The 26,600-nt window shown below is 57.0% G+C and carries 25 protein-coding genes and 1 pseudogene; 10 read left to right on the forward strand and 16 right to left on the reverse strand.

Annotated features, from left to right (window positions below; genetic code table 11):
• Positions 1–183, reverse strand: a complete 183-nt coding sequence (locus C4S72_RS23930; protein ID WP_104005733.1) for a hypothetical protein — start codon at positions 181–183, stop codon at positions 1–3.
• A gap of 616 nt (positions 184–799) precedes the next feature.
• On the opposite strand from C4S72_RS23930, the gene C4S72_RS25830 reads away from it, so the two are divergent.
• Both C4S72_RS25830 and C4S72_RS23935 read left to right on the forward strand, forming a co-directional pair.
• A complete protein-coding gene (locus C4S72_RS25830; RefSeq protein ID WP_160115583.1) occupies positions 800–946 on the forward strand; it encodes a hypothetical protein in 147 nt (48 codons plus the stop codon).
• Between the two features lie 206 nt (positions 947–1,152).
• On the forward strand, positions 1,153–2,505 hold the full coding sequence (locus C4S72_RS23935; RefSeq protein ID WP_104005734.1) for an SIR2 family protein: 1,353 nt from the start codon (positions 1,153–1,155) through the stop codon (positions 2,503–2,505).
• Positions 2,506–2,633: 128 nt separating this feature from the next.
• On the opposite strand, the gene C4S72_RS23940 is transcribed toward C4S72_RS23935, so the two are convergent.
• From C4S72_RS23940 to C4S72_RS23950, 3 genes are read right to left on the reverse strand one after another with little or no spacing between them, the layout of a single operon-like run.
• On the reverse strand, positions 2,634–5,552 hold the full coding sequence (locus C4S72_RS23940) for a c-type cytochrome (protein WP_104005735.1): 2,919 nt from the start codon (positions 5,550–5,552) through the stop codon (positions 2,634–2,636).
• A complete protein-coding gene (locus C4S72_RS23945) occupies positions 5,549–6,025 on the reverse strand; it encodes a (2Fe-2S)-binding protein (RefSeq protein ID WP_104005736.1) in 477 nt (158 codons plus the stop codon). Before C4S72_RS23945 ends, C4S72_RS23940 begins: the two co-directional genes overlap by 4 nt.
• A gap of 47 nt (positions 6,026–6,072) precedes the next feature.
• The gene (locus C4S72_RS23950) at positions 6,073–7,125 is read right to left on the reverse strand and encodes a 2,5-dihydroxypyridine 5,6-dioxygenase (RefSeq protein WP_104005737.1); all 1,053 of its coding nucleotides are present in this window, start codon (positions 7,123–7,125) and stop codon (positions 6,073–6,075) included.
• 352 nt (positions 7,126–7,477) lie between these two features.
• Between C4S72_RS23950 and C4S72_RS23955 the strand changes: the two genes are divergently transcribed.
• The 4 genes from C4S72_RS23955 (at position 7,478) to C4S72_RS23970 (ending at position 10,907) form a co-directional block, all read left to right on the forward strand.
• A complete protein-coding gene (locus C4S72_RS23955; RefSeq protein ID WP_104005738.1) occupies positions 7,478–8,626 on the forward strand; it encodes an FAD-dependent monooxygenase in 1,149 nt (382 codons plus the stop codon).
• Positions 8,627–8,628: 2 nt separating this feature from the next.
• The gene (locus tag C4S72_RS23960) at positions 8,629–9,429 is read left to right on the forward strand and encodes an alpha/beta fold hydrolase (protein WP_104005739.1); all 801 of its coding nucleotides are present in this window, start codon (positions 8,629–8,631) and stop codon (positions 9,427–9,429) included.
• 67 nt (positions 9,430–9,496) lie between these two features.
• Positions 9,497–10,252 (forward strand): maleate cis-trans isomerase family protein, encoded by a 756-nt coding sequence (locus C4S72_RS23965; protein ID WP_104005740.1) that lies wholly within the window; start codon positions 9,497–9,499, stop codon positions 10,250–10,252.
• A 19-nt stretch (positions 10,253–10,271) separates the two neighbouring features.
• Entirely contained in the window at positions 10,272–10,907 is a 636-nt protein-coding gene (locus C4S72_RS23970) for an N-carbamoylsarcosine amidohydrolase (RefSeq protein ID WP_104005741.1), read from the forward strand.
• Positions 10,908–11,012: 105 nt separating this feature from the next.
• Here C4S72_RS23970 and C4S72_RS23975 read toward each other — a convergent pair whose 3' ends face one another.
• The gene (locus tag C4S72_RS23975; RefSeq protein WP_235009251.1) at positions 11,013–11,417 is read right to left on the reverse strand and encodes a MarR family winged helix-turn-helix transcriptional regulator; all 405 of its coding nucleotides are present in this window, start codon (positions 11,415–11,417) and stop codon (positions 11,013–11,015) included.
• 239 nt (positions 11,418–11,656) lie between these two features.
• Between C4S72_RS23975 and C4S72_RS23980 the strand changes: the two genes are divergently transcribed.
• The gene (locus tag C4S72_RS23980) at positions 11,657–13,936 is read left to right on the forward strand and encodes a xanthine dehydrogenase family protein molybdopterin-binding subunit (protein WP_104005743.1); all 2,280 of its coding nucleotides are present in this window, start codon (positions 11,657–11,659) and stop codon (positions 13,934–13,936) included.
• A gap of 142 nt (positions 13,937–14,078) precedes the next feature.
• Here C4S72_RS23980 and ilvN read toward each other — a convergent pair whose 3' ends face one another.
• Together ilvN and C4S72_RS23990 are read right to left on the reverse strand one after the other, a co-directional pair.
• Positions 14,079–14,573, reverse strand: a complete 495-nt coding sequence (ilvN, locus tag C4S72_RS23985) for an acetolactate synthase small subunit (protein ID WP_104005744.1) — start codon at positions 14,571–14,573, stop codon at positions 14,079–14,081.
• 2 nt (positions 14,574–14,575) lie between these two features.
• Complete coding sequence (locus C4S72_RS23990; RefSeq protein ID WP_104005745.1) at positions 14,576–16,297, reverse strand: acetolactate synthase 3 large subunit; 1,722 nt, start codon at positions 16,295–16,297, stop codon at positions 14,576–14,578.
• A gap of 582 nt (positions 16,298–16,879) precedes the next feature.
• On the opposite strand from C4S72_RS23990, the gene C4S72_RS23995 reads away from it, so the two are divergent.
• Positions 16,880–18,832 (forward strand): methyl-accepting chemotaxis protein, encoded by a 1,953-nt coding sequence (locus C4S72_RS23995; RefSeq protein WP_104005746.1) that lies wholly within the window; start codon positions 16,880–16,882, stop codon positions 18,830–18,832.
• Positions 18,833–18,960: 128 nt separating this feature from the next.
• Positions 18,961–19,227: a hypothetical protein gene (locus C4S72_RS24000; protein WP_104005747.1), complete on the forward strand. Its 267-nt coding sequence runs from the start codon at positions 18,961–18,963 to the stop codon at positions 19,225–19,227.
• A 34-nt stretch (positions 19,228–19,261) separates the two neighbouring features.
• On the opposite strand, the gene C4S72_RS24005 is transcribed toward C4S72_RS24000, so the two are convergent.
• From C4S72_RS24005 to C4S72_RS26265, 9 genes are all read right to left on the reverse strand, one after another.
• Positions 19,262–20,101 (reverse strand): 23S rRNA (adenine(2030)-N(6))-methyltransferase RlmJ, encoded by an 840-nt coding sequence (locus C4S72_RS24005; protein WP_104005748.1) that lies wholly within the window; start codon positions 20,099–20,101, stop codon positions 19,262–19,264.
• Positions 20,102–20,134: 33 nt separating this feature from the next.
• Entirely contained in the window at positions 20,135–20,839 is a 705-nt protein-coding gene (locus tag C4S72_RS24010) for a hypothetical protein (RefSeq protein WP_104005749.1), read from the reverse strand.
• A gap of 13 nt (positions 20,840–20,852) precedes the next feature.
• Positions 20,853–21,641 (reverse strand): response regulator, encoded by a 789-nt coding sequence (locus C4S72_RS24015; RefSeq protein WP_104005750.1) that lies wholly within the window; start codon positions 21,639–21,641, stop codon positions 20,853–20,855.
• Positions 21,642–21,736: 95 nt separating this feature from the next.
• Positions 21,737–22,912, reverse strand: a complete 1,176-nt coding sequence (gene purT, locus C4S72_RS24020) for a formate-dependent phosphoribosylglycinamide formyltransferase (RefSeq protein WP_104005751.1) — start codon at positions 22,910–22,912, stop codon at positions 21,737–21,739.
• A gap of 221 nt (positions 22,913–23,133) precedes the next feature.
• Positions 23,134–23,724: a malonic semialdehyde reductase gene (locus tag C4S72_RS24025; protein ID WP_104005752.1), complete on the reverse strand. Its 591-nt coding sequence runs from the start codon at positions 23,722–23,724 to the stop codon at positions 23,134–23,136.
• 364 nt (positions 23,725–24,088) lie between these two features.
• Positions 24,089–24,382, reverse strand: a complete 294-nt coding sequence (locus C4S72_RS24030) for a HigA family addiction module antitoxin (RefSeq protein ID WP_104005753.1) — start codon at positions 24,380–24,382, stop codon at positions 24,089–24,091.
• 13 nt (positions 24,383–24,395) lie between these two features.
• A complete protein-coding gene (locus C4S72_RS24035) occupies positions 24,396–24,716 on the reverse strand; it encodes a type II toxin-antitoxin system RelE/ParE family toxin (RefSeq protein ID WP_235009252.1) in 321 nt (106 codons plus the stop codon).
• A gap of 468 nt (positions 24,717–25,184) precedes the next feature.
• Positions 25,185–25,454 (reverse strand): helix-turn-helix domain-containing protein, encoded by a 270-nt coding sequence (locus C4S72_RS26260; RefSeq protein ID WP_456085549.1) that lies wholly within the window; start codon positions 25,452–25,454, stop codon positions 25,185–25,187.
• Positions 25,455–25,574: 120 nt separating this feature from the next.
• Positions 25,575–25,841 (reverse strand): recombinase family protein, encoded by a 267-nt coding sequence (locus C4S72_RS26265; RefSeq protein ID WP_235009254.1) that lies wholly within the window; start codon positions 25,839–25,841, stop codon positions 25,575–25,577.
• Between the two features lie 95 nt (positions 25,842–25,936).
• On the opposite strand from C4S72_RS26265, the pseudogene C4S72_RS24045 reads away from it, so the two are divergent.
• Positions 25,937–26,524: pseudogene (locus tag C4S72_RS24045) on the forward strand (amidohydrolase family protein); the annotation flags it as partial.
• Positions 26,525–26,600 lie beyond the last annotated feature (76 nt).

Raw genomic sequence — 26,600 nt, forward strand, 5'->3', positions numbered from 1 at the left:
TCAGTGCTCCTCAAAATCTTTGGTAATAATCAGATTAGTGACGATCACAAGAGCACCAATCAGACACCAGAATAGAAAGCTGCCATACCAGGCTTGCACGCTGGTCAGGACCGTATAGGGCACCAGGTAGCACAGCAAAACCAGGGCCCAGATAAACCAGGTACCGATGCTTGTTGGAGTCATCTCAATTCCCTCTTCTCTTCTTACTGCTTGCAGTTGCTTTCAGCACAGCCGCAGTTTGAAGAACAGCTAAAATAATTTATGGCACGACACCTTTTATGGCGTACACGCTATTTAATACTTAGCAAGGACCGTTCCAAGACCTAAAAAACATGCAATATTCATTGCTCCAGGACAATTATTTGATATTTTTTTAAAGCGTATACACTATTAGTGCACAGACTTGTAACACGCATACATCTTATCGCCCCAAAACAGGGCAAAAAGACTGCACCAGCAACCGTTGTTCAGCGTTTCCCTCTGCCTGAAAAAGTGACTAATGCACCGAGCCTCTGGATACCGTCCACCTTGTCGTTTAATCAATGCTATGGCGACTCAACACCTTGGGAATGCGAGTCAACCCAGTACGACGGTCAGGCCCTTGGGCAAGCCCTTTCGCCACCTATTGATAGCTGCTGTACCGTTTCTAATCGGTCGAGATAGCGGACTTCAGGGCTGCTTACCTATACACGCAAATACTGTGTATACGCCGAGTTGGGCCTGCCGCTTAACGCTTATGCAAAAAAGGTACGATTTATGCTTGGTCCTGCGGACGCTAAACTGACTGGAGGCACCGACCATGGCCATGAGATTTAAAGCATTCATCATCGACCTTATCGACTCCTGGGAACTGCTCGCTTCAGAGAGCCTGGTGGCCGACGACTCGGATAAGCAGGGCGAGAAGCTGGCATCCCAAAATGAGACGATGATCCCGCCCTTTGTTTAATACAAAATTAAAAATCCCCCCTTATCATCTCCCCACTCTGGTTTATTCCTTTTCCGGCGCGACGAAACAGGGCTGTCGCGCCTGATATCTCCGGAAAAACTGAAACTGATCAACCATCCTGGTTGGTCTATAATTAGCCAGTTAACTTTTTATGATAAAAAGTTGAGACAAAACGAGTCTTCGCGCTAATTTTCCTGGCGGGCACAATGAAAATTTATTTGACCTATAGCGACAAGGACAATGATACAGCCTCGGTAATATCCTCTGCCCTGAAAAAGGCCAGGCATAAGGTTATCGAAGACCCCCTTTCCACCACGCCGGGTGAGAACGTATTTAAAAAACTGGAAGAGAGCAGCAGCTCATCTGACGCCTATGTTGTGATACTCAGCACACACTCGCTGGCTTCAGATGCCCTTAAGCACGAACTCTCGGCACTGGCCCTGAACGAGCTGTCAAAAAGCACCCTGAGAGTTATTCCCCTGTTAATCGACAAGTCCCAGGCCCCGAGTTATCTGATACAAGACTTTATAATCGATATGAGCGACAACCTAGACCTTGGTATCAGCAAACTGCTTGAAATACTGCAGGATGAAGAGCGGTTCAAAGATGACAGGGTAAGCGCTAAACCGAGCATCACAGAGAAATACGCCAACCAGATCCAATCCATTGCCGAATCCCTGCATGCTGGCCAGCTGACCCTTTTCTGCGGCGCCGGAGTCACCATCGGCGCAGGCGTGCCCTCCTGGAACAAGCTGCTGCTCACCTTGCTTGAGTCGATGATGCGCCGGGTATCCAATGACCACTCCATATCACTGGAGGGAAGCGACGCGGGGATATTTCAAAGAAGGTATAAGCCCTCCTCGCTGTTGATGGGCAAATACCTGAAGAACAACCTTGGAAAAGACTTCCTCAAGGAAATACGTTCATCGCTTTATAGCAGCAACCCTCATAGCTGCGACATTATTGATGCCATCGTCGAGCTGTCTCGCCCACAGAGAGATGGAAAGCCGCTGGACTCTATTATCACCACTAACTTTGATTCCCTGCTGGAAGAAAATCTAAAAAAACAGAACATTAATTTTCATTCCATTTATAAAGAAGGAGCCCGAAACTCTCCCAAAGAGATTCCCATTTATCACGTCAACGGGTTCTTGCCGAGAAAAGGTGAAATACCCAGTCAGATGGAGCTGGTATTCAGTGAGGATGCTTACCACAATCAGTTTATCGAGCCATTCAGCTGGTCTAACCTGATTCAGCTTAACAAGATCAGCCAGAATACCTGCCTCTTTATCGGCCTCAGTCTGTCAGACCCGAACCTGCGAAGACTGCTGGATGTGGCAAATCGAAAGAATCCCGAAAAGGTGCTGAACCACTACATCATCAAGAAGACGCCAGGCACCTCATCCGGCCAGGACCCCATGGACGCACTTGCTCTGCTCCTCGAAGAGCAGGATGCGAACGACCTGGGGCTCAATGTGCTTTGGGCCGATGAGTTCGAGGATATTGCCCCCCTGCTGCTGGCACTGACCAATAACCGACAAGCCGGAGAAACCGGATAGTGTAGTTTTAATGAGCACAATCCGGTTAAGGATCAAACTGTAATAATTTTCCGTGTGGTCACGGGACGACAGCCCGATAGCAGTACTATTTTCAGTCCCTGCTGCCCCTCCCCATAGCCTCAACCAGCTCAGTGCGTACCAGGGTACGCCCTGTAGTCGGCGACCTTGCTTCGGATATCCGCATCACTCCACGGCTTTTTACCCGGTGCAAAAGCAGAGCGCAGATATTTAACCAGTGCGACCACTTGGCCATCATCATAGTCCTGCTTGAAGCCAGGCATCATGCCGACCTTGGGCAGCTCCAGGGTCTTCGCCTGTACACCATAGAGAATGGTCTGGATGACATTGTCCGGGGTGTTGCTGTGAAGGTTGGTATTCACGCCCAAGGGGACATCCGCACGGGTGAGCGATGGCAGGCCGCCCTCGTCATGACAAACGGCACAGCCTGAATCAAAGATTCGCTGCCCCTCGCCCAGGGCCGCCAGCGATGCCTCATCCAGCCCCGCGGGCAAAGGCGCCGGCGTGGTCAGCACCGCTTCAGCCACAGCGGATTGATCGGAGAAGGAAGCGACATAATGAGCGATTGCACGCACATCGGTCTCTGGCAGATTGGCAAGGCCTGCCACCACCGGCGCCATGGGACCACCCGCTACACCGTGATTGACGGAGCGCCCTTCACGCAGGTACTGGAAAAGATCCTCTTCCGTCCAGGGTTTGGGCGCATTGGACAACGAACTTAGCGCCGGCGCTTCCCAGCCATCGACCAGGGCGCCGGCCAGATAGTTACTGCCTTTCTTTTCCGCGCCCAGCAGGTCCCTGGGGGAGTGACAGGCGCTACAGTGACCCAGACCCTCGGCCAGATAGGCGCCCCGATTCCAGAGATCCGACTTGGATGCATCGGGTTCAAAGGGTTTGGGATCGTGATTCAGCGTGTTCCAACCCGCCAGTATCGGCCGATAGCTCATGGGGAAGCTCATCTCTGCCGCTTTATTGACCTGCGTCTCCGGCTTCTGCGCCATCAGGTAAGCGTAAAGCGCCTGCATATCACCGTCGCTGATCTTGGCGAAAGCGGTATAGGGAAAGACCGGATAGAGATGTTTGCCATCACGGCTTATGCCGTGACGCATGGCGCGATTGAACGCCTCAAAGCTCCAGCTGCCGATCCCCTGCTTCTCATCCGGTGTGATATTGCTGCTGTAAACGGTGCCGAATGGGGTTTCAAACGGCCGGCCGCCGGCATTTTCGATACCGCCGATTTCGGTATGACAGACCGCACAGTCCCCGGCTTCCGCCACCAGCCGACCGCGCTCGATAGTCGCCTGTGAATAAAGGTCAGGCGCCGGTCGCGAAACCGGCACCATCGCCTTCGGCCAGGGCCAGGCCATGGCCGCCACTCCAAGACCGACCGCGGCCGCTGCCCTGAAGCCATTACGTTTAATTCTGCGGGACTTTTCCGCCGCTGGTACGCTCGACGCGCCCTGCAGGGCTGCACCACGAATCCGCTCTGCCGAAAACGGCAGGCTTCTGAAACGTACGCCGGTGGCGTTATGTATGGCGTTGCCTATGGCAGAGATAGCGGGATAGAAAACTTCGGGGCTGACTTGCTCCATACTAGCTTTCTGCGCACTGACTTCGGATCCACTCTCACTATCCTCGACCGAGGGCAGGCGACTGATCTCCACCGGCAGTTCGCCACTGGCTGAAATCTGAGCAGAGTCGTCACTGCCCCATTGATCGTAGGCGGTCTGCCCCAGCAGCAACGGCCGGCTCACAGACAGCAGCTCTCGCTGCAGCAGATCCTTGAGGAACTCCTGCTCCGGCGCAGGGCCAGAATCCTGGCCAACCACCAGGCGCTTCAGCGTGATATCCCCGGTGATCTTGTTCACCTCAAGATCGACGATCCAGGCCGAGCGTACACCCTCGCTCTGGTCACCCTGTTCGCCCCCCTGCTGAGAGCAGGCGACGCCGCGCCCTGTGGATATATCAACCTTGTCGGAAACCGGCCTATTAGCGTCCCCAGGTTGCCAGCCCGCTTTGGCGGCTACCGAGGCGAGCAGCTCCCGACTGCGTTCATCGTTAAGATGGCGCAGGCGGTAGGCGATGGGATCGCAACCATCCTTATCGGCCAGTTCATCAACAAAGGTTTCCCGGGCAAAAACATCCTGCAGTCGATCCTGCTCCAGGTCCCAGTATGCCTCCTGCTCCGACGGCCCGTCCTCTATCGACACCCGGTCGAAATCGTAAGGCCAGTGACGCTCACTCACTTCACGCCGGTTCAGCGCCGGCGCGATATTAGCCAGTAACAGGGCGACGGCGGGAGCGCTGTTCCAGAACTGCTCGACTTTCTGGTCGATGCTACGATCTGACGACGCATAGTTGAGACGATTTGCCTGAGCGACCCCCAAACCATCAACCACATCCTGATAGGCCTCATCCAGCAGCACCGACACCGATCGCTTGGTCAGTTTTGCCAGCAGCGCCGCATCAGCGGCGGCGTCATCAGCACAGGTACGGCTGATGCCGGTTTTATGACCGCCGACCACCTCAATGTCATCGACACTGCACCCCAGCATCGATGACAGGTCTGCCCTGAGCCGAGTGTGACTGTTGGATGGAGCCCAGATGGTCCAGCGCCCCTGGGTTTCAGCAGCCGCCACCCACTCCGGACTTTCGCCCCAGCGGATCCGGTTGGGCCAGGCAAAACGGGAGCCGTAGCTCTCTTTGTGGGTCGCCAGATCCTGACTCGTGCTGTTATCCACAGCCACTAGACTGGCCTCGGGTTTATTCCAGACCAGTTTTGCCTGTCGGGCACCCAACCTCGCCTGCTCCGGAGTTTGTGCCACCACGGCAACGAAGTTATCGGCGACGATCAACTGCGCGCCACTCAGCACGAGCTCCGCCTTTACCAGACGGCTGCTGACAAAACGCCCATTAATTAATTGGAACTGAGGTGGACGCAAAGCCACCCCGTATAACATATCTTCCGGGCCCGGCTTACAGGGCACGTGCGACTCCCGCTGAACCGCTTTGCTGGTGTCTTCACTCATGCCTTTACCGCCTGCTGCTCCGCTGCCCGTTTTACCGCTCTTAAAATTTCTACATGGGTACCGCAGCGGCAAAGGTTGAACTTCAACGCTTCGCGAATCTCGTCATCTGTCGGTGCGGGATTGGCGGCCAGCAGAGCCTTGGTGGCCATAATCATTCCGTTCAGACAGTAACCGCATTGGGCCGCCTGCTCGTGGATAAAGGCTTCCTGCACCACGTCGGGCTGCTCAGCCGTTCCCAGCCCCTCCAGGGTGGTAATGGAACGGCCTTCCAATCGGCCGATGGGAAGCACACAGGAACGAGCGCAAAGGCCATCAACAATGACGGAACAGGCACCGCACTGCCCCAGGCCACAACCGAACTTGGCCCCGTTCAGGCACAGGTCATTGCGCAGCACATACAACAGGGGCGTTTCCGGCGGCAGATCCAGCCTGTACTGTTCGCCATTAATTACTAATGAGACCTTAGCGCTCATAATTGTCACCACTTACGAAATGATTGCAGCCCGTTACCTCACGATCCTTACTTGACGATCGACATGTCCGGCGCGACTACATCGCCTTCCACGACTACAGGCTTATCATCCAGGTAAACGCTGCATTTTCTGAGCGGGATATCCATGTGGCAAGGCGTCTTGCGACTGCCGCCAACCTCGGTGTTCGGACCTGTTGAGAACAGGAAGTTACCGTAGAACGCACGCGCATCCATACACATGCCATCGTTCTTATCGTACAGCCCCATGGCGGTCCACTGCGCCCGCGGCTGCAGCCCCCAACCGATGTGCGAGATGCCGTAAACCTCTTCATCTTTGAAGTAGGCCATGTAATCACGCAGGTATTCCGCTTCGAAGCCACCATGGATACTGGTAATAAAGCCTTTTTCAATCTCCAGCACGGTTTTTTCCCGCGCGTAGGTCTTAAACGGCAGCAGGATATCACCCACATCGATCACCAGCTTGCCTTCGGCGGTACCTTCGTTCGGCCAGGAGAACAGGAAGCCGCTGGGCCAGTGGTCCCAACGTCCCGGCTCGTCCGCATAACCGTACTCGGTGACGGCCGGATACTGACCGAGGCTGGCACGGAAATCGGAACCCGCCTTGGAGGTTACATGCATCGACCTAGCCGACTGCAGCAACTCTTTAGAGGCCTCTACGCGCAATTTATCGGCTTCTGTCGGCAGCATTCGGGCCAGCACTTCCGGCGGCTCTACCGCCAGCAGGATACGGGTACCCGACTTCAGGATCTGCTCCTGCTCCGGCGAGTGCAGCAGCATCATGGTATCCACTACCATATCGGCGGCTTCCAGCGCGCGCTGCGCGGCCAGATTTCCGGTCAGAGGCGTATCGCCACAATAGGCGGTCAAGTCGGCGCCCATCGCCTTGGGGTGATTGAAGGCTGGCAGCTCCACTATATAGACCTGGGCTTTCAGTCGCTGCGCGGCATCCATCGCGGCGCTGACGATACGCTCATTAGAGTAATGGCTTTTCAGAATCGCAACGCTCTGGGTCTCGTCCACTTTCGACAGACGCAGTACCTCTTCGAACATCTGCGCCAATTCGGAATTACTTACCGGCATCGTCTCTCTCCTCAGGATCCTAATGACTTTAGACTGCGGCCATCGCGTCACGACCTACCGAAGCCCGCTATACCACATAGTGTATACACTATTAATATCTCATGTAAAAGCCCTCCGCGTGGCTAGCAAAGCTATCAAACAGCTATAACAGGCTGTTTTTATTGATACACATCAGCAATCTAATGTCACATTTTTTGAAAAGCCTGATCTAAGGCACAGCCTTTTTCATATTTTTTTGGTCTGTACACTTTACTTAGCCCCCTCGTTGGATTAATTATAGTGTATACGCTATTTGCTGCGCAGCTGTCGCTGCCTTGCAACCGCACTAACCAAATGCATTACGAGGTTAAGAATGAGTACTGACAAACAGAAGAAGATCGCCATTGTTGGCGCGGGTCTTGGTGGTGCTGCTGCAGCGGCCCTGCTTCAGGAGGCCGGATTTAACGTTACTGTTTATGAACAGTCCGAAGAGTTCTCCCGTCTGGGTGCCGGTATCCATGTGGGTCCCAACGTCATGAAGATCTTCCGCAAGATCGGACTGGAACAGAAACTCAGCGACATGGCCTCCCACCCGGATTTCTGGTTCAGCCGTGACGGCGAAACCGGCGACTACATGTCGCGTATCCCGCTGGGCGATTACGCACTGAAAGAGTACGGCGCTCCCTACATCACCATCCACCGCGGTGATATGCACGCTACCCAGATCGACCATCTGAAACCGGGTACCGTTCAGTTCGGTAAAAAGCTGTCTGGTGTTGAAGATTCCGGCGATGACGTACTGCTTTCCTTCGAAGACGGCACGACTGCCCGTGCCGACATAGTCGTCGGTGCCGACGGCATCAACTCCAAAATCCGTGAAGTCCTGCTCGGCCCAGAAGACCCGACCTACAGCGGCTGGGTTGCTCACCGCGCACTGATCACCGGCGAAGCGCTGGCCAAGCACAACCTGAGCTTCGAAGACTGCGTTAAATGGTGGTCTGAAGATCGCCACATGATGGTCTACTACACCACCGGCAAGAAAGACGAGTACTACTACGTTACCGGTGTTCCGCAGGAAAAACTGGAATTCGAAGGCTCCTTTATCGACAGCAGCCGCGAAGAGATGTTCGAAGCGTTCAAGGGCTACCACCCGGTTGTCCAGGCACTGATCGAATCCACCGAAAGCGTCACCAAGTGGCCGCTGAAAAACCGTAACCCGCTGCCGGTATGGAGCGAAGGCCGCCTGGTACTGCTCGGCGATGCCTGCCACCCGATGAAGCCGCACATGGCTCAGGGCGCCTGCATGGCGATCGAAGACGCCGCCATGCTGACCCGCTGCCTGCAGGAAACCGGAATCGACGATTACGCCACCGCGTTCAAACTGTACGAGAACAACCGTAAAGAGCGCGCCACCCGCGTACAGAGCGTTTCCAACGCCAACACGTTCCTGCGCGACCAGGAAGACCCGGCATGGGTTTACGGTTACGACCTCTACGCACAGGACCTGAAAACGGAGGGCTAATCATGAGCAGCACTTTCCTTTACGGCGCGAACGTTTGCGCCAACAACATCCGTCAGCACTACCTGCGTTACGGCGGCAAGGGCACTCCCCTGCTGCTGGTTCCGGGTATCACCAGTCCCGCTATCACCTGGGGCTTCGTGGCTGAGCGTCTCGGCGAGCATTTCGACACTTACGTTCTCGACGTACGCGGACGCGGGCTGTCCTCCACCGGACCGGACCTCTCCTATGACATCGACAGCTGCGTCGATGACATTATCGAGTTCGCCAAAGAGCTGGGCCTGAAGGATTTTATCCTGCTGGGCCACTCCATGGGCGCCCGCTTCGGTATTCGCGCGGCACGTAAAGGGCTCGCAGGCCTGAGCAGACTGGTACTGGCGGATCCGCCCGTATCCGGCCCGGGCCGCCGCGAGTACCCGAGCAAACTACCCTGGTACGTGGACTCCATCCGTGACGCCACCCGTGGCTGCGACCTTGAGACCATGCGCCAGTACTGCCCGACCTGGACCGACGAGCAGCTGCACCTGCGCGCCGAATGGCTGCATACCTGCTACTCCCCGGCCATCGTCAAGGCGTTTAACGACTTCCATGAAGATGACATCTTCCCGGATCTGCCGGCCGTTAAGGTACCGACCCAGCTGATGGTCGCTGGCAAGGGCGGCGTTATCCAGGAAGAAGATATCGAGGAGTTCCAGGACGCGGTGGCCAACCTCACCGTCAGTCATGTGCCCAACGCAGGACACATGATCCCCTGGGATGACCTCGAAGGCTTTCTAAACAGTCTGTACGCGTTCCTCGACGTTTAAGTCATGAACCGAATCCGCTGTGGGACCTATCCCGCGGCGGAAAACACACTCTTCCAAAGGCATAAAAATGAGCAAGACTTTTAGAATCGGGCAGATCGTGCCGAGCTCCAACCTGACCATGGAAACCGAAATTCCGGCAATGCTTAACGCCCGTCAGCTGATCCGCCCGGACGAGCGTTTCACCTTCCACTCCAGCCGCATGCGCATGAAGAAGGTCAGCAAAGAAGAGCTCGAAGCGATGGATGCCGACTCCGATCGCTGCGCACTGGAACTGAGCGACGCCCAGGTCGATGTGATGGGTTACGCCTGCCTGGTGGCCATCATGTCCATGGGCCTGGGTTACCACCGCGAATCTGAATCCCGCCTGGCACTTCGCACCCGCGAGAACGGCTCAGATACTCCGATCGTCACCAGCGCCGGCGCCCTGGTGCAGGGCCTGGAAGCGATGGGTGTGAAGAAGATCGCCCTGGTCGCTCCGTACATGAAGCCGCTGACCGAACTAGTGGTTAACTACATCCGCAATGAGGGTTACGAAGTGCTGGATTACCGCGCTCTCGAGATCCCCGACAACCTGGATGTGGCCCGCCACGATCCGATGAACCTGCCCGATATCGTCGCCTCCATGGACCTGACCGATGTGGACGCCATCGTGCTGTCCGCTTGCGTACAGATGCCGTCTCTGCCGGCGATCTCCAAGGTTGAGGCGATGACCGGCAAGCCGGTTGTTACCGCAGCGGTCGCAACCACTTACCAGATGCTGAAAGCGCTGGATCTCGAGCCGGTGGTACCGGGCGCAGGCGCACTGCTGTCAGGCACATACTAATTAAACAGGGGGCAAAAAAATGAGTGACCAGCCGACTTCAGAAGCAAACGACAACTACAAGGGAGTGTGGGACAGCCGTATCGGTTTTGGCCGGAAAACCGCCATCATCGTTATCGACTTCATGAAGGGTTACACCACCGAAGGCGCTCCTCTTTACGCCCCCGGCGTTGTCGAAGCGATCAAGCACGCACCCAAGCTGCTCGAGGCCGCCCGTAAGAACGGCCAGCTCGTGATCCACACCAATATCCGTTACCAGCCTGGCTCCTTCCAGGATGGCGGTATCTGGGTGAAAAAGGCGCCGGTGATGAAAGACATGGTTGAGGGCAACCCTCTGGCCGAGTTCTGCGACGAGGTAAAACCCGTTGAAGGCGAACTGGTGATCACCAAGCAGTATCCGAGCTCCTTCTTCGGTACCAGCCTGGCGGCGACTCTGGTGGCCCAGGGTGTGGATACTGTACTGCTGGCGGGCTGCTCAACCAGCGGCTGCGTTCGCGCCACCGCAGTGGATGGCGTATCACACGGTTTCCGCGTGATCGTCGCGCGGGAGTGCGTGGGTGACCGTCATTCGGCGCCACACGAGGCCAACCTGTTCGACATCGACAGCAAGTATGGCGACGTGATCAGTTTGGAGGAGTGCCTGCAGCATCTCAGCTGATACACGCGGAACAAAAAAGAGCACCATCGATGATGGTGCTCTTTTGCCTTTGAATACAGGTTTTTTCCGCGCGGGCTAATTAAACGAATGCGGAAAAAAATACTCTCAGGAGTTCATTTTATTAAGCAGAAGCGCCAGGGCCACCCTTTCGGTCCCGGTGAGATTTTCCAGGGTTTTCTCGGTAATTTCGAAAGCGCGGGGAATCATGTTGTTAACCAGGGCCTTGCCCTCATCCGTAATATGCACAATAACTTTGCGCTGATCCCGCGGGTCCGATTTAAACTCGATCAGGCCACGCTTATTCAGGCGCGAGATGACACCGCGGATCGTGGCCTGGTCGATCGCAGTCAGCCTGACAAGCTCGGTTTGCGAAGAGGGGCCGTTATCAACCACCGTGCAGAGAATAGCGAACTGCATGGGCGTCAGCTGCTTGTCGCAGCTAAGCTGTTGAAATATTGCAGTGTGACGTTGATGAGCCTTGCGGATCAAATGACCGATCTGCTCCGTCACTACATAATCACTGGCAGCGGATGATAGATCACTATTTGCCGCCGGTACTGGAGCCTGCATAACGCTAGACGTTTGTTTTGCCATAGTTTTATTTGTCTTTATCTGGGTTATTAAAAAGCGACCTCAGGCTTCAGCCCTGCTTAGCTGCTATGCTAGCTTTATAGCGCGTACACTATTATATACTGCTAACGACTAAATCTACCATCTGTTGTATTGATGAGATCCATCAGGAGTGACCCATGAGTAATAATTCAGCCTCAGTTCCTTCCCGGGAGCACATCCTTACTGCCGATGGTACGCTCGTCGTTTACCGCGACCCCAAGCCTTCCCCCAGGCCAGCGCCCGGCCAGCCCGGCACCTACTCCAATTATGTGCCGACCGAGCCCGAGCTGTTTCTCGCCATGCTTGACGATGGCAGAACCCTCGCCTTCAACGGCCACGTCGATCTGGGCACAGGCATACGTACATCACTGGCGCAGATCGTCGCCGAAGAGCTCGATATCGCGCCGGAAAAGGTGTGCATGATTCTCGGCGACCCCAAAGATGTACCAAACCAGGGGCCAACCATCGCCAGCGCCACCATCCAGATCACGGCACAACCGCTACGAAAAGCAGCCGCTCAGGCGAAGCAGTACCTGCTCAAACTGGCCGCCGACAAACTCGCAACCGACGTGGATAAGCTAAATGTTAACCGTGGCGTCGTCGAGTCCAACGTCAACCCGGAACTCAACATCAGCTATGAAGCGCTGCTAAAAGGCGCCCGTCACGAGCTGCAGCACGATGACAGCGTGCAGGTTAAGTCCCCCGCCGAATATAAAACGGTGGGCACCTCCTTTGGCCGCGTCGATATTCCGAAGAAAGCCACCGGCCAACTGACCTTTGTGCACGATATGCGCGTTCCCGGTATGCTGCACGGCCGCGTGATCAGGCCTCCCTATGTGGGCCGCGACAGCGGTGAATTTGTCGGCACCAGCCTGATCCGGATTGATCGTCACTCCATCGACCATATCCACGGCATCGTCGATATCGTTGTCCAGGGTGATTTCGTTGGCGTTGTCGCCGAGCGCGAAGAGCAGGCGATCAAAGCTGCCAACGAACTTCACGTGGAATGGAAAACACCACCAAAGCTGCCGGATCTCAACAATCTGGAAAAAGTGCTGCGCGAGATTCCGGCCAAATACCGCCCCCTGCGCCAGCAGGGCGATTTCGAGCGGGCCAGTCAATCAGGCACCGAGAGTATCGCTCACACCTATATCTGGCCCTACAACCTGCACGGCTCCATCGGCCCCTCCTGCGCCCTGGCCGACTGCACCGAATCCAGCCTTAAGGTCTGGTCCGGCACGCAGAATCCGCACAGCCTCAGAAACCACCTCTCCTCACTGATGGACCTTGATGAAGGCGCCATCGAAGTGGTGCGGATGGAGGCCTCAGGCTGCTATGGCCGGAACTGTGCCGATGATGTCTGCGGCGATGCCGCGCTGCTCTCCCGTGCGGTCAAGAAGCCGGTCCGGGTGCAACTGTCACGGGAGCAGGAACACGGCTGGGAGCCCAAGGGTACCGCCCAGCTGATGGACGCCGAGGCAGTACTGGATAAGGACCGGATCTCCGCCTACAAATTCAGCACCCGCTATCCGTCCAACGACGCGCCGTTACTGGCGCTGGTGCTCACCGGCAAGGAGGACGCCAGCAACCGCATTTTCGAGATGGGTGACCGCACGGCGGTGCCGCCCTACGCTTACGCCAACTTGGATATCTCCTGCGACGATGCCCCACCGGTGGTGCGCTCAGCCTGGCTGCGCGGCGTTTCCGCCCTGCCGAACACCTTTGCCCACGAGTGCATGATCGACGAACTGGCCAGCCGGGCCGGAGCCGATCCCATAGAATTCCGCATCAGCCACCTGAACGACGAGCGCGTGATCAGTCTGATCAACGAGCTGAAAGAAAACTATGGCTGGCAGAGCCGCGTCGCCGGCAAGGGTACCCAAACCGCCGATGGTGGCCTTAAGGGACGGGGTTTTGCCTACGCCCACTATGTGCACAGTAAATTCCCCGGTTTTGGTGCGGCCATGGCCGCCTGGATACTGGAGCTCACCGTATACCCGGAAACCGGCGAAATCAAAATCGACAGAGTCGTTGCGGCCCAGGACGCGGGGCTGATCGTAAACCCCGCCGGGGTCCAGCACCAGGTTCACGGCAATATCATTCAGACCCTCAGCCGCTGCATCAAGGAAGAGGTGGTATTCAACAGCGACCAGCCCACCACGCTGGAATGGGGCAGCTACCCGATCCTTAAGTTTAATGAGCTGCCGCAGATCGACATTCTGCTGCTGAACAAGCCCGACGAAGCACCGCTGGGTGTCGGCGAATCTGCCGCCCTGCCCTGCGCACCAGCCATCGCCAACGCCCTGTTCGACGCCACCGGCGTCCGCTTTTACGAGGCTCCGTTTACGCCGGAAAGAATTCGCAAACGTTTGGCTGCGGCGAAGGTTTCAACCCGTAGCCAGCCGGTACCGGCCTAAGCCGATAATCCCGGTCCGGCGGTTCGCCCCGCCGGACGCTCGCCGGACTGCGCCCTAAAACAAAAACCGCCCGCCGCCTTGTTCTCTCTCGAGAACTCAGCGACGGGCGGTTTTGTGTAAGCCCGTCTCTAAAAGAGCAGGTTTAGAGGCTCAGCACTTTCTCGCCACGGGCGATACCGGAAACACCCGAGCGCACCACCTCCATGATGCTGGCCATATTGCCCAGCGAGGCGATAAACGCGTCCAGCTTGTCGGAAGCGCCAACCAGCTGCACGGTGTAGGTGTTCGGCGTGACGTCGATGATCTGACCACGGAAGATATCGCAGGTACGCTTGATCTCCGCACGCATCTGGCCGTTGGCCTTCAGCTTGATCATCATCAGCTCTCGCTCGATGTGCTCACCTTCGGACAGATCCACCACCTTGACCACGTCGATCAGCTTGTTCAGCTGCTTGGTGATCTGCTCAACCACGCGATCGTCACCGGTAGTGGTCACGGTCAGGCGAGACAGGGTGGAGTCTTCGGTGGGCGCCACGGTCAGAGACTCGATGTTGTAGTTGCGCTGAGAGAACAGGCCAACTACACGCGACAGCGCACCCGGTTCGTTTTCCAACAGAACTGAAATGATATGACGCATGATCAGGTCCTCTCCGTCTTGCTCAGCCACATGTCACGCATGGCGCCGCGCGGCACCTGCATCGGATAAACGTGTTCGAACGGATCGACCGCGATATCCATAAACACCAGCCTGTCTTTCAGGGAGAACGCTTCGCGCATCGCACCTTCGAGGTCAGCGTACTTGTCGACTTTCATGCCGACGTGACCGTAGGCTTCAGCCAGCTTGATGAAGTCCGGCAGAGACTTCATATAGGACTGAGAGTGACGCGATTCATAGTTCATATCCTGCCACTGACGCACCATCCCGAGGGACTGGTTGTTGAGGCAGAGAATCTTCACCGGCAGATCGTACTGCTTGCAGGTGGACAGCTCCTGGATGTTCATCTGGATACTGCCTTCACCGGTCACGCAGGCTACGTCGGCATCGGGGAAGTTCATCTTCACGCCCATGGCCGCCGGCAGACCGAAGCCCATGGTGCCGAGGCCACCGGAGTTGATCCAGCGGTTGGGCTTGTTGAACTTGTAGTACTGGGCCGCGAACATCTGGTGCTGGCCAACGTCGGAGCAGACATAAGCGTCGCCGCCGGTGACCTTGCTCAGCATCTCGATAACCTGCTGCGGCTTCATCAGCTCTGAGTCAGCGGTTTCATAGCGGCCGCCGTGACGGCTGCGCCACTCTTCGATCTGCTTCCACCAGGTTTCCAGTGCAGCCGCATCCGGCTGCTTCTTGCTGTCCTTGATCTGCTCGATCATCTCTTCCAGTACGACCTTGGACGGACCAACGATAGGCACGTCAGCACGGACGGTCTTGGAGATGGAAGCCGGATCGATATCGATGTGAACGATACGCGCGGTCGGACAGAACTTGTCGACGGCGTTGGTCACACGGTCATCGAAGCGGGCGCCAATGGCGAGGATCAGATCCGCATGGTGCATCGCCATGTTGGCTTCGTAGCTACCGTGCATCCCCAGCATACCGACGAACTGACGGTCGGTACCGGGATAACCACCCAGACCCATCAGAGTGTTGGTAACCGGGAAGTTCAGCATCTTCGCCAGTGCGGTCAGCTCGTCGCTGGCACCGCCAAGAATGACGCCGCCACCGGAGTAGATCACCGGACGGCGCGCCTGCAGCATCATATCCACAGCCTTGCGGATCTGGCCGCTGTGACCGCGGCTGATCGGGTTGTAGGAGCGCAGTTTGACCGACTTCGGATACTCGTACGGGTAGCGATCGGTCGGCGAGGTCATATCCTTGGGGATATCCACAACGACGGGGCCCGGACGGCCGGACTCGGCGATATAGAACGCTTTTTTGATGATCGTCGGGATATCTTCGGCGCGCTGAACGCTGAAGTTGTGCTTAACCACCGGACGGGAGATACCGAGCATGTCGGTCTCCTGGAAGGCGTCTTCGCCGATCAGGTGGCTCATCACCTGTCCGGTGATAACGACCATCGGGATCGAGTCGGTGAACGCGGTCGCGATACCGGTAACCGCGTTGGTGGCACCAGGACCGGAAGTAACCAGCGCGACGCCGGCCTTGCCGGTCGCACGGGCATAGGCATCAGCCATGTGAGTGGCGGCCTGCTCATGGCGCACCAGGACGTGCTTTACATCGTCCTGCTGAAACAGCGCGTCGTACACATGCAGCAGCGCGCCGCCGGGATAGCCATAGATATGTTTCACGCCCTCATCACGGAGTGCGCGAACCACCATTTCTGCGCCTGAAAGTTGTTCCACTTGTATTACCCTCTACTCAGCACCGACAACCCAGTGTGCCGGTGGCAAACAGTTCGATTAAGTTGCGTCTGAAAACACCCGCGAGCGCAGCGATAGTGACGCCTGCGAACGCAAACCGCGCAAAATCAGCCTCGGATGCCCATCGGAATGGACGGTGAATTCGGAGCCGGTCGGTACGGGGATCGCCCACACGGACCTGTTTCTGTTCTGAGCCCTAAGCCGGGTACTGCTTAATTAGCCACAAAGAGTCGTTGGGATCGGGATTTCCTGGCCCCAGCGACAGAAAAGAGCCGGCTATTCTGTCACCCTGTCGTTTTTTGATCAACCGAACAACTCTATTTTCTGCCGCTGTATTAGCGGTTCAGACGAAAGTAGCGCTTAAAAATGCCAGCAGCAGGCGAGCCCTATCGAGTACAGGAGCAGCTCAGGGAACTGACGGGCTGCAAAGAGTAAACATGTATCCAAACGTATACATATTAATCATCTATACCTATAATTTTGCACTCCTACCAATAACAACAGTTCCGCTCCACGCTTCACAATCCTCGCAACCCACATACCAACCAAGGATCATCCCGGGCAATGGACTCTATCACCCGTGCATTCGCAAACCTGAAGATAGCCAAAAAGCTGGGCGCCATACTCTCCCTCATGGTGTTGATCATTATCATCACCAGCCTGTTCAACGGCGCCAATATCCGCGAAATAAAACAAGGCGGAGCAGACCTGGGAACAACCAGCCAGATTTCCAAGCTTATGTCCGATGCCCGGTTCCTGCGCATCCAGTACGTGCAGTCCGGAAACAGTGAGGATTTTTCGGCGCTGCAAAGCAGCGGTAACCAGATCCTCTCTCTACTGCAGGCGGAGGCAGGCAGCGCAGACCAGGCTGATTTGAAGCAGATGTTCAACGCCATGTCGAAGCAACAGCTGAGCTTCGCAGAGACCTTGCACGAGCTGTTCTCTATTCGTGAGCAGAAGCAGTCGATCCGCGCCGGCCAGGTTATCGCTCCCAGCATAAAACTGCGCGAAACTCTGGAGGAGATTCACAGCACTCTTGCGTCTGAAACCAACGACAGCGGCGACTGGCAGCGACTGGCCCAGTTCCGGGTGGCGATAAAGACGATGGCCGACGTGCGCTACAGCATCAAATCCTACATGGCGTCGAGCCTGTTTGAGTCCCAGTCCACCGCCAGCGCCTCGGCTGACAAGCTGTACAGTGACTCACTCGAATCACTGCGCCAGATAAAAACGATCATCAACGACCCAGCCCTGCGCCTTAACACCGCGAAGGTCAGCGCAGCGTCCGCAGCGATCGATACCTATATCAGCGGCTTCACCGCCGTCTATCGGCTCGACGGCCAGATCAAGACGCTCTCTGACGAACTGGGCGTCAAGGGACGTGAACTGGCCGACGATCTTGCCAGGATCTATGAGTTCGAAACCCTGCATCAGCAGGAAACCATCGAAAACGCCCTCTTCATGTCGATCGCTGCCTGCTTGGTCGGTCTGGGCGTCGCTCTGTTGTTCGGCACTATCATGATTCGCGCGATCAACAAACCGCTGCTCGCCAGCGTCAATCTCGCCGAAGCAATCGCAGACGGTGACCTGACCCAGGAGATCGACACCGAGCGCAAGGATGAAGTCGGTCGACTAATGCATGCCATGGCTCAGATGCGCGTCACGCTACGCGAGATGATCATCAACCTGCGGGAGAATATCGACCAGGTTTCCTCCGCCTCCACTCAGTTATCGGCCACCGCGGAACAGAACAGCAGGGGTATGGAGCATCAGCGCCGGGAAACAGACCAGGTGGCTACCGCAATCAACGAGATGACGGCCGCTGTGCAGGAGGTTGCACGTAACGCTGAAGACGCATCCGGCTCTGCCGATCAGGCAGATGAGATCACCCGACAGGGTGTTGCCGGCATTGGCGAGGCATTGACACTGATTACCGAGCTTTCCAGTTCCATCACCCAGACCGCCAATGCGATGGATGATCTCAGTGACCAGAGCAACAACATCAGCCAGTTCGTCGAGGTGATCAGTGGCGTTGCAGAACAGACCAACCTGCTGGCGTTGAATGCGGCGATCGAAGCAGCCCGCGCCGGCGACTCCGGCCGCGGCTTTGCCGTGGTGGCGGAAGAGGTGCGCAAACTGTCGCAGCGCACCCAGGAATCCACCCAGGAGATAGAGTCTCTCGTCATTGAACTGCAGCGCAACGTCAGGACAGCCCAGCAACGCATGGCCAGCAGTCAGGAGCTGAACGCTCGCAATGTAGAAAACGCCAAGGGCGCGGGCGCGAATCTGAACGAGATCGGCCGCGCCGTCAGCCTGATCCAGCAGATGAACCAGCAGATCGCCACCGCCTCCGAGGAGCAGGGAGCGGTCGCCGAGGAGATCAACCAAAGTATCGTCAGGGTGCGCGATGTCACCGAGCAGACCGCCGAGGCGACCAGCGAAACCGTCAGCGCCACCGAAAGCCTGGCGCAGATGGGACAACGACTGAGACAGCTGATCGAACGCTTCAAGGTCTGAGCCTCTGCGGCACGAGCGCCCTGCCCCAGCCAATTCGCTAGCCGGTCAGGCAATAATTCACCTGGCCCGCTGGCGAAAATTGCCGCCACGGGGGTATAGTTCGGGAAACACTGCTTGAGAGGTTTGCCATGAAACCGGTTGAAATCAAACACCCACAGCGCGTAATCGATGAGCTTCTGCGGTTTATCCGCAAGGTGATGAATGAGCCGGAGATCTGCGAGAAGGCCAAGGAGATCGCCCGTCGACACAGCGGTAAAGCCAACGCGGCCCAGCTGATCGCCGAAGAGCTTTCGGCCACCACCAACGTCAACATCCCTATCGAGCACAGCGACGCTGATCGCCTCTTCCTCGAAGTGCTGCAGGAACTGGTCAAAGACGAAAAAGCGCTCTACTGAGCGCTTTTTTAGAAAACATTGGAGCCAGTCAGATCTAGACCGGCTCCCGCAGCCACTCCAGCAACACCGCATCTGCCGTCAGCCCCAGCGCCTTCGCCAGCTCTGGCATCGCCGTTTCCAGCGTTTTATCCAGCTGCCAAGGTGGATTAACGATCAGCATACCTGAGCCGTACATCCGACCGCAGTCTTCATGGGCCACTCGCAGCTCGCTGCGCAGCACCGCGCCATCCACCGCATCGACCACGCTTTTGATCAGGCCCTGCCAGCGGTTGGCCGCCAGCAGCGGGTACCAGATGGCAAACATGCCCACAGGCCAGAGACGCTGTGCCTTACGCAGAAAACGCCCAACCTGCTCATACTCATCCTTCACCTCGTAGGCTGGATCGATCAACACCAGTCCGCGGCGGGGATCCGGCGGAAGCAGTGCTGATACGCCCTCGTAACCATCGCGGTGATGCACGGCAACCCGGTCATCACGTTTAAATACGCTACGCAGTGCTTCCACCTCGGCCGGGTGTAGCTCCATCAGGGAGATACGGTCGTTATCCCGCGCCATGGCGGCAGCGATACTGGGCGAGCCGGGATAGCGGGCCAGCTCATCACCGCTGTTTACACTGCGCACCAGGTCAAGATAGGCCTGGATCAGCGGATCGTTGCTGCCGGCCTGCCAGAGCCTGGCGATACCCTCGCGGTATTCACCGGTCTTCTGCGCCTGATCATCCGCCAGATCATAGATGGCCCGGCCGCTGTGAGTTTCCAGGTAACTCCAGGGCTTGGCCTTTTTGTTCAGGGATGAAAGCAGGCCGACCTGCAGCAGATGCTTGTGCAGGTCGGCAAAGTTTCCGGCGTGAAAGCCGTGCTGGTAGCTGAGCATGTTAAGGAGTTCCGGTTTTACTGCGGCGCAGGATTAACGAATCTTCGGCACCTGCAGATTGGGGAAAAGTGCGGCCATACCGTTAGCCACGGCCTGCAGCAGCGGCCAGCGCTCATCGTACAGCACGGTATCGCCGGACTCAGCGTAGGCACCCATCATACCGGGCATGCCACTGTAAGACTGGTAGAGCGAGCCCTTGGTCTGGCCGCTACATTCAAAGCGCCCAGGACCGGTTTGTGAGAACGCCCAGCCGCTGCCACCCCAGACAGGTGGATTATCCGCCCCTTCGACGGTGCATATACGGGCGTTTTTCAATACCAGGGCATAACCGGGCTGGCCGTTTCTGACCACGTCAAAGGCGTTCATCACCGCACCGGGCTGTACCGACAGAGTCACCATTGCCCAGCGCTGGGTATCATCAAGAGCACGGAACAGAATCACCGCCTGGTTGCCATTGGGAGACTTCATGGCGCCACCGATACGGTAATCGCGGCTGATCTGCATCGGGTTGCTCACGCGGTAGAGTGGCGCCCCCAGATAATGAGACACCAGCGCCAGCGCCAGCTGCTGCTCCTGGCCATAGCCCTGCAACTGGCCGACCTGGAGCGGTTTAGGGGTAACAGAATTTTCAAGCTTGGGCTTAACCGGGGCTTCCGGCGTTTTGCCGGCACAGCCGGCAAGCAGGGCACCGATGACAGCGGTGGAAACAAGGGTTCTCAACAGGCGGCGGCCGGTCATCAATATTCTCCTATCAACGCACGCTGGCGATATATTTCGACAGATGTGCCATCTTGTCCGTATCGTCATCCACGAACTGCACCCTGACATCAACATAGGGTGTATTCTGGCGCGGTTCCACTGCCTGCATCGACAGTACAAAACCGTTGATACGTGCGACCGAATCGCCGGAGAGTTGTTCAATATCGACCACTACCTGATCAAGCAACACAGGGAAGCGCCCTTCGTTCTTGATCACCACGCGCACTTCGCGCAGGTTCAGGTCCCGAATCGCGCACTTGAAGGTGTAATCGGAGCAGCGCAGCTGGGCCAGCCCCTTGGGTTTGGGCATCGACTTGCCGGACGGCGCGCCCATCTCCTTACGGACCTTGTCCTCCTGCAGCATTTTCGACGCACGGGCCTGCTGTTCCGCGCTTAGCGCTCCGCCTTTCGACAGCGCCTTGACCACCTTCTGTACCAGCTGTTCGCTGGTAAACGGCTTGCCGAGGTAGTCATTCACCCCGGCCTGGATTGCCTTGAGCACATACTCGCGCTCGCCACGGCTGGTGACCATCAGGAAGGGGGTGGATTTATAGCTCTCCTGGGCCCGGGTCCACTGCAGCACTTCAAGGCCGCTCATCTCCGGCATTTCCCAGTCGCACAGCAGAACATCATAGTGAGTCTGCTGCATCGCCCGCGTCGCATCCTTGCCGTTCTCGCAGGCGTCGACGGACGAATCGGGAAAAGCTTCGCGAATCATGGCGGTGACCCGCTCACGAATAAACTTCGCGTCGTCGATCACCAGTACTTTGAGTTTGCTCATCTGTCAGGTTTACATCCGCTGCGTCATGACTGTTTTACACTCTCCCATAATCCAGCCCTGGACTGAAGAGTTGACTGTCGTCAAACTGAAACAGATCAGTATTTTATGACGATTTTAGCTGCCGACCGCTTGGCTCGCTCCACCGCCTCTTCCACCGACTCAGCCCGCGCCAGGGCAACACCCAGACGGCGGCTGCCGGCGATCTCAGGCTTGCCGAAAAGACGCAGCTGGGTATCGACGTCAGCCAGCGCCTCGGCCATGCCCTCAAACCTAAGGTTAGTCGACTCTCCGTCACCGAGGATAACCGCTGAAGCACTCGGGCCCCGCTGACGGATCGGGCCGATAGGAAAGCCAAGAATAGCGCGCACATGCAGCGCGAACTCCGACAGGTCCTGGGAGATCAGCGTCACCAGCCCGGTATCATGCGGACGCGGCGAGACTTCGCTGAACCAGACCTGATCGCCTTTAACGAACAGTTCTACGCCATAGATTCCGTAACCGGCCAGGTTTTCCACCACCGCTTTGGCCACCTGCTGGGCGTTTTGCAGCGCCTGTTCGGTCATCGCCTGCGGCTGCCAGGATTCGCGGTAGTCGCCACCTTCCTGACGGTGCCCGATCGGCGCGCAGAACTGAATCCCGTCTACGGCGTTCACGGTCAGCAGGGTGATCTCGTAATCGAAGTCCACGAAGCCTTCGACGATGACGCGTCCACGGCCAGCACGGCCACCCGCCTGAGCATATTCCCAGGCCGGAGCGATATCGGCATCGGCACGCACCAGTGACTGCCCCTTGCCAGATGAGCTCATTACCGGCTTCACCACGCAGGGCAGACCAACGGCCTTGATCGCCTCGTTGTACTCTGCTTCCGTATCGGCAAAGCGATAGGCAGAGGTAGGCAGCCCCAGCTCTTCGGCGGCAAGGCGGCGGATCCCTTCGCGATCCATGGTCAAACGAGCGGCACGGGCGGTCGGTACTACCTTGTAGCCTTCGCTTTCCAGCGCCAGCAGGGTTTCCGTGGCCAGCGCTTCAATCTCTGGCACGATCAGATCCGGCTTTTCAGCCTCGACCACAGCACGCAGCGCAGCGCCGTCGAGCATGTTGATGGTATGGCTACGATGGGCCACCTGCATCGCAGGCGCATTGTCGTAGCGGTCAACAGCGATCACCTCGATGCCGAACCGCTGCAACTCGATAACCACCTCTTTGCCGAGCTCTCCACATCCACAAAGCAGTACACGGGTTGCGTCCGGGGTAAGGGCTGTTCCCAACATTGATCGTCCTCTCGACAAAGCCTGAAATGGCGCCATTGTACCAGCGCCACCGAGGAAAGCACCGACCGCCGGAAATAGAAAAGGCCGATGCACCTGTTGTTCAGGTCCACCGGCCTTTTACGTCAGCTAAGACGTTGGCAGATTCGGGCTAAGCCGGAGATACACCGGCAGAATCAGCGCGCAGACTTCAAAGCCCCGCTAGGCCCTCGTCACAGGATTCCTCAAAGAATCGCAGCCACCTGATCAAACGCGAGGCGCTGACCGCGGGGATGATGGCCACCCTCGGTGGCGTAACCCAGATTGACGATGAAGTTCACCTTCCAGCGACCTTCCGGGAAAAATTCGGCATTCACCTTCTCTTTGTCAAAACCGCTCATCGGACCGCAGGCCAGCCCCAGCGCCCGGGCTGCGGTAATCAGGTAAGCGCCCTGCATGGAACCGTTACGGAAAGCAGTTTCCTCGGCCAAAACGCTGTTTTCACGAAACAGGGGGGCTGCGTCATAGGCGGTAAACTGGGTCGGCAGGTGCTCGTAGAACTCGCTGTCGCTGGCGATAATCACCGTCAGCGGTGCGTTGCGGGTCTTTTCCGCGTTACTGGCGATCATCGCCGGCAGCAGGCGATCCCTGGCTTCGTCACTCTGGATAAACAGGTAGCGGGCCGGCTGGGTATTCATGGAGGTGGGCCCCCATTTCAGCAGCTCGTAAAGCTCGGCGATGATCTCTTCACTGACCGCCTTGTCGGCAAAACTGTTATAGCTGTGAGCCTGGAAGAAGAGCTGGTCAAGCGCCTGCTGGCCAAGAGCGTTGGACATTAAATTCACCTCGAATCGGAAGACATTTCAATGTCGTCACTTTACGGGCCGGGGCGGACAGGAAACAGGCCAAAAACCTAGACTGATTGATTCATTAATCTGATCATCCCGTAAAGGATGGGAGCGCTTAGATTTAATTCATCGATAATTGTAGTGGTCAACTAATCCCGGACACCGTTTTAAGTTTTTCTTCCGCCGCCTGGGGAAACCTGTCCGCATCTATTGTATCTTTGCCGATTGAGCAGAATGCGCGAAAAACCCCGTTTTAGTGCGGGGCTAAGCTATCTTGACGGGATAACGTCAGGGGGAGCGGTGGCAAGGCTTCGCGCTGGCACCAGTCGAGAGTCAACGCGGCCTTGTTCCATTACCTCCCGTCAGAGACGGGAGTCTGTAGTGCGCGGATCGGCGGCTGAGCGTGTAGCTTGGCCTGTGCTAAATCATAATTCACCTGCATGGCAAGCCAAGCGCGGGCGGTACTGACACCGGCCATTTCCAAGCGTAGCGCCAAATCGGGGCTGATGGCTGCTCGACCATTCAACACACGGGACAAGGCCACACGGGACATGGCTAGCCGGTCAGCCGCCTCTGTCACAGACAAGCCAAGCTCGGCGATCACATCTTCGCGTAGCATCTCGCCGGGGTGCGGAGGGTTCATCATGGCGTGGTCTCCTCTAGTGGTAATCAACATAATTGACCAATTCGACATCGACGCCTACAAACCGAAAGGTCACTCGCCAGTTGCCGTTCACCCAGATCGACCAGTAACCGTTCAACTCGCCCTTCAGCGGGTGCAGCTTGAACGAGGGGATATTGAGGTCATCCGCGCCTGCAGCAACGTCCAGTAAAGCCAGAATTCGACGCAGCTTCGCAGCATGTGCTGACTGGATGCCTCGAGTCGTCCCTGTTCGGTAGAAGGCTTCAAGCCCCTTGTGTCGAAATCCGGTAATCATGAGATAAATGTATCGCGTAGCGATACGATATACAAGCAGCATGAAACTCTTTAAACGTTCCCCGGTTGATCACCGACTATATCCTTGAAACGCTGCTCCGCCAGGTAATGGGCAATATCCCTCACCTGGGCAAATTTCCCTCAGCGGTGTTCTAGCTCGAAAACAGGCATTGGGGTCGTTTTGCGACCCAGAGACTGGCTAAAAGTAGCCTTGGAGATATAGCCGAGCACAGTATAAAGCGCCTCGCCGGTCACTTTCACCGGCCCCCCCCACTTCGGTTGTCAGCCCCGTTCAGCGGCGTACGGTGCGGCCACCGCCCTGCCCTAAAGCCAGATATTCCGGCGCTTTGCTGCCAGAGAACCCCGCAAGTTCTAAGGCTTTGTGGACCTCATCCGCGGTTGGTCGCACCCAACCATCAACGGCAGGGCATCAGCATTCAGGGCGGATTCCGTGTGATTCCATGCTTCAAACCTCCACAAAAAAACGGAGCCGAAGCCCGCCAGGGCTACTTTAAGAGCCCACACCTGGCTTATTGGGTTTCTTATACCCAGCCCAGACACGCTTAACCTGGGCTGCGCTGCAGCCAAGAAATCGAGCAGTCTGAGAGATAGAAACGCCCCTTAAACGAAGCTCGATAATCTTCTGATTTTTCTCAGTATCCGGCCTCCTGCCTTTGTACCTCCCCTCACTCCTTGCTATTTCAATCCCCTGACGCTTGCGGCGATCTTCATAATCATCCCTAGCGATCTGTAACGTGACTTTCAGGAGCATCTTTTGCATTCCTTCCAAGACCACCCTTGAAACCCTTCGGTTTCAGCCGACAGCGCCAAAAGATCCATCACCCCGGGACTGCCAGTCCTCGCACCTATCCCTCTAATCACTGCAATAAGCTGTTCAGCGTCATCCAGGGGAAGCCTTGATATTCTGTTCATTTTTTTCGGCGATCACTACATTCCCCGATTGAAGGTCTTCAATCATCCGGAGCAGTTCAGGGCGGCCTGATCTAGCACCTGATGCTGTTTCTCGGTAAATCCCCGCGATGTAGTACCCGGTATTGAGGGCATCATCGATAATAGTTTCTTGTCTTTTGAGATCCTTGCCTTCGGTACTGACCAGGAGGTAAACCCTTGCTACGTTAAATTCACTCTCCCACATAGGCGGTGCCATTTGTAGTCGTTGTTATGTAGTCGTTTCTCACTCTGCTTATCTCGCTCTCTGTCGGGCTTATTAGGCTATGAGCGCCGTAGAATGCCGAAAGCTGCGAACTGCTCGGTGAGGATGTCTGGTTCGCGCACCTGGTCAAGGCCGACACCGACGCCATTGCGAAGCTGGCCCGCAGCGGCACCTCAATCGCTCACTGCCCCACCTCCAACTGCCGCCTGGGCAGCGGCATCGCACCGGTACTGGCGATGCGCGATGCCGGAATGCGGATCACCCTGGGGGTAGACGGTTCAGCCTCGAGCGAGTCTGCCTCGATGATTCAGGAGATGAACCTGGCCTGGCTGATTCACCGCAGCCAGGGCGGCGCCAGCGCCACCCGTGTAGAGGAAGTAATCGACTGGAGCAGCCGCAACGGGGCCGACCTGCTGGAGTTGCACACCGGGCGCATCGAGGTTGGCTATGCCGCCGATCTGGCCATCTACAGCCTGGATTCTCTGCGTTTCAGCGGTATGCACTCGGCGCTGGAAACACCGCTGATGTGCGGCGAGCCGGTAGATCTGAAATACAGTTTCGTCAACGGCCGGATGGTGGTGAGTGATAACCAGGTTCTCGGCGTCGATGAGCAGGTGCTGCGCGCCTCGGTCCAACGCGGGATCGGAAAACTGCTGCAGCGGGCGCCCCACTGCTGAAGCTGGCGGAGGCATCCGCAGCAGACTACCTTGCAAGTGTCGGGTCGGTGCAGTTGCGACTCTCACTCAATCAGCA

The organism is Marinobacterium lutimaris (genome assembly GCF_900108065.1).
In the GTDB taxonomy this organism is placed as follows: Bacteria; Pseudomonadota; Gammaproteobacteria; order Pseudomonadales; family Balneatricaceae; genus Marinobacterium_D; species Marinobacterium_D lutimaris.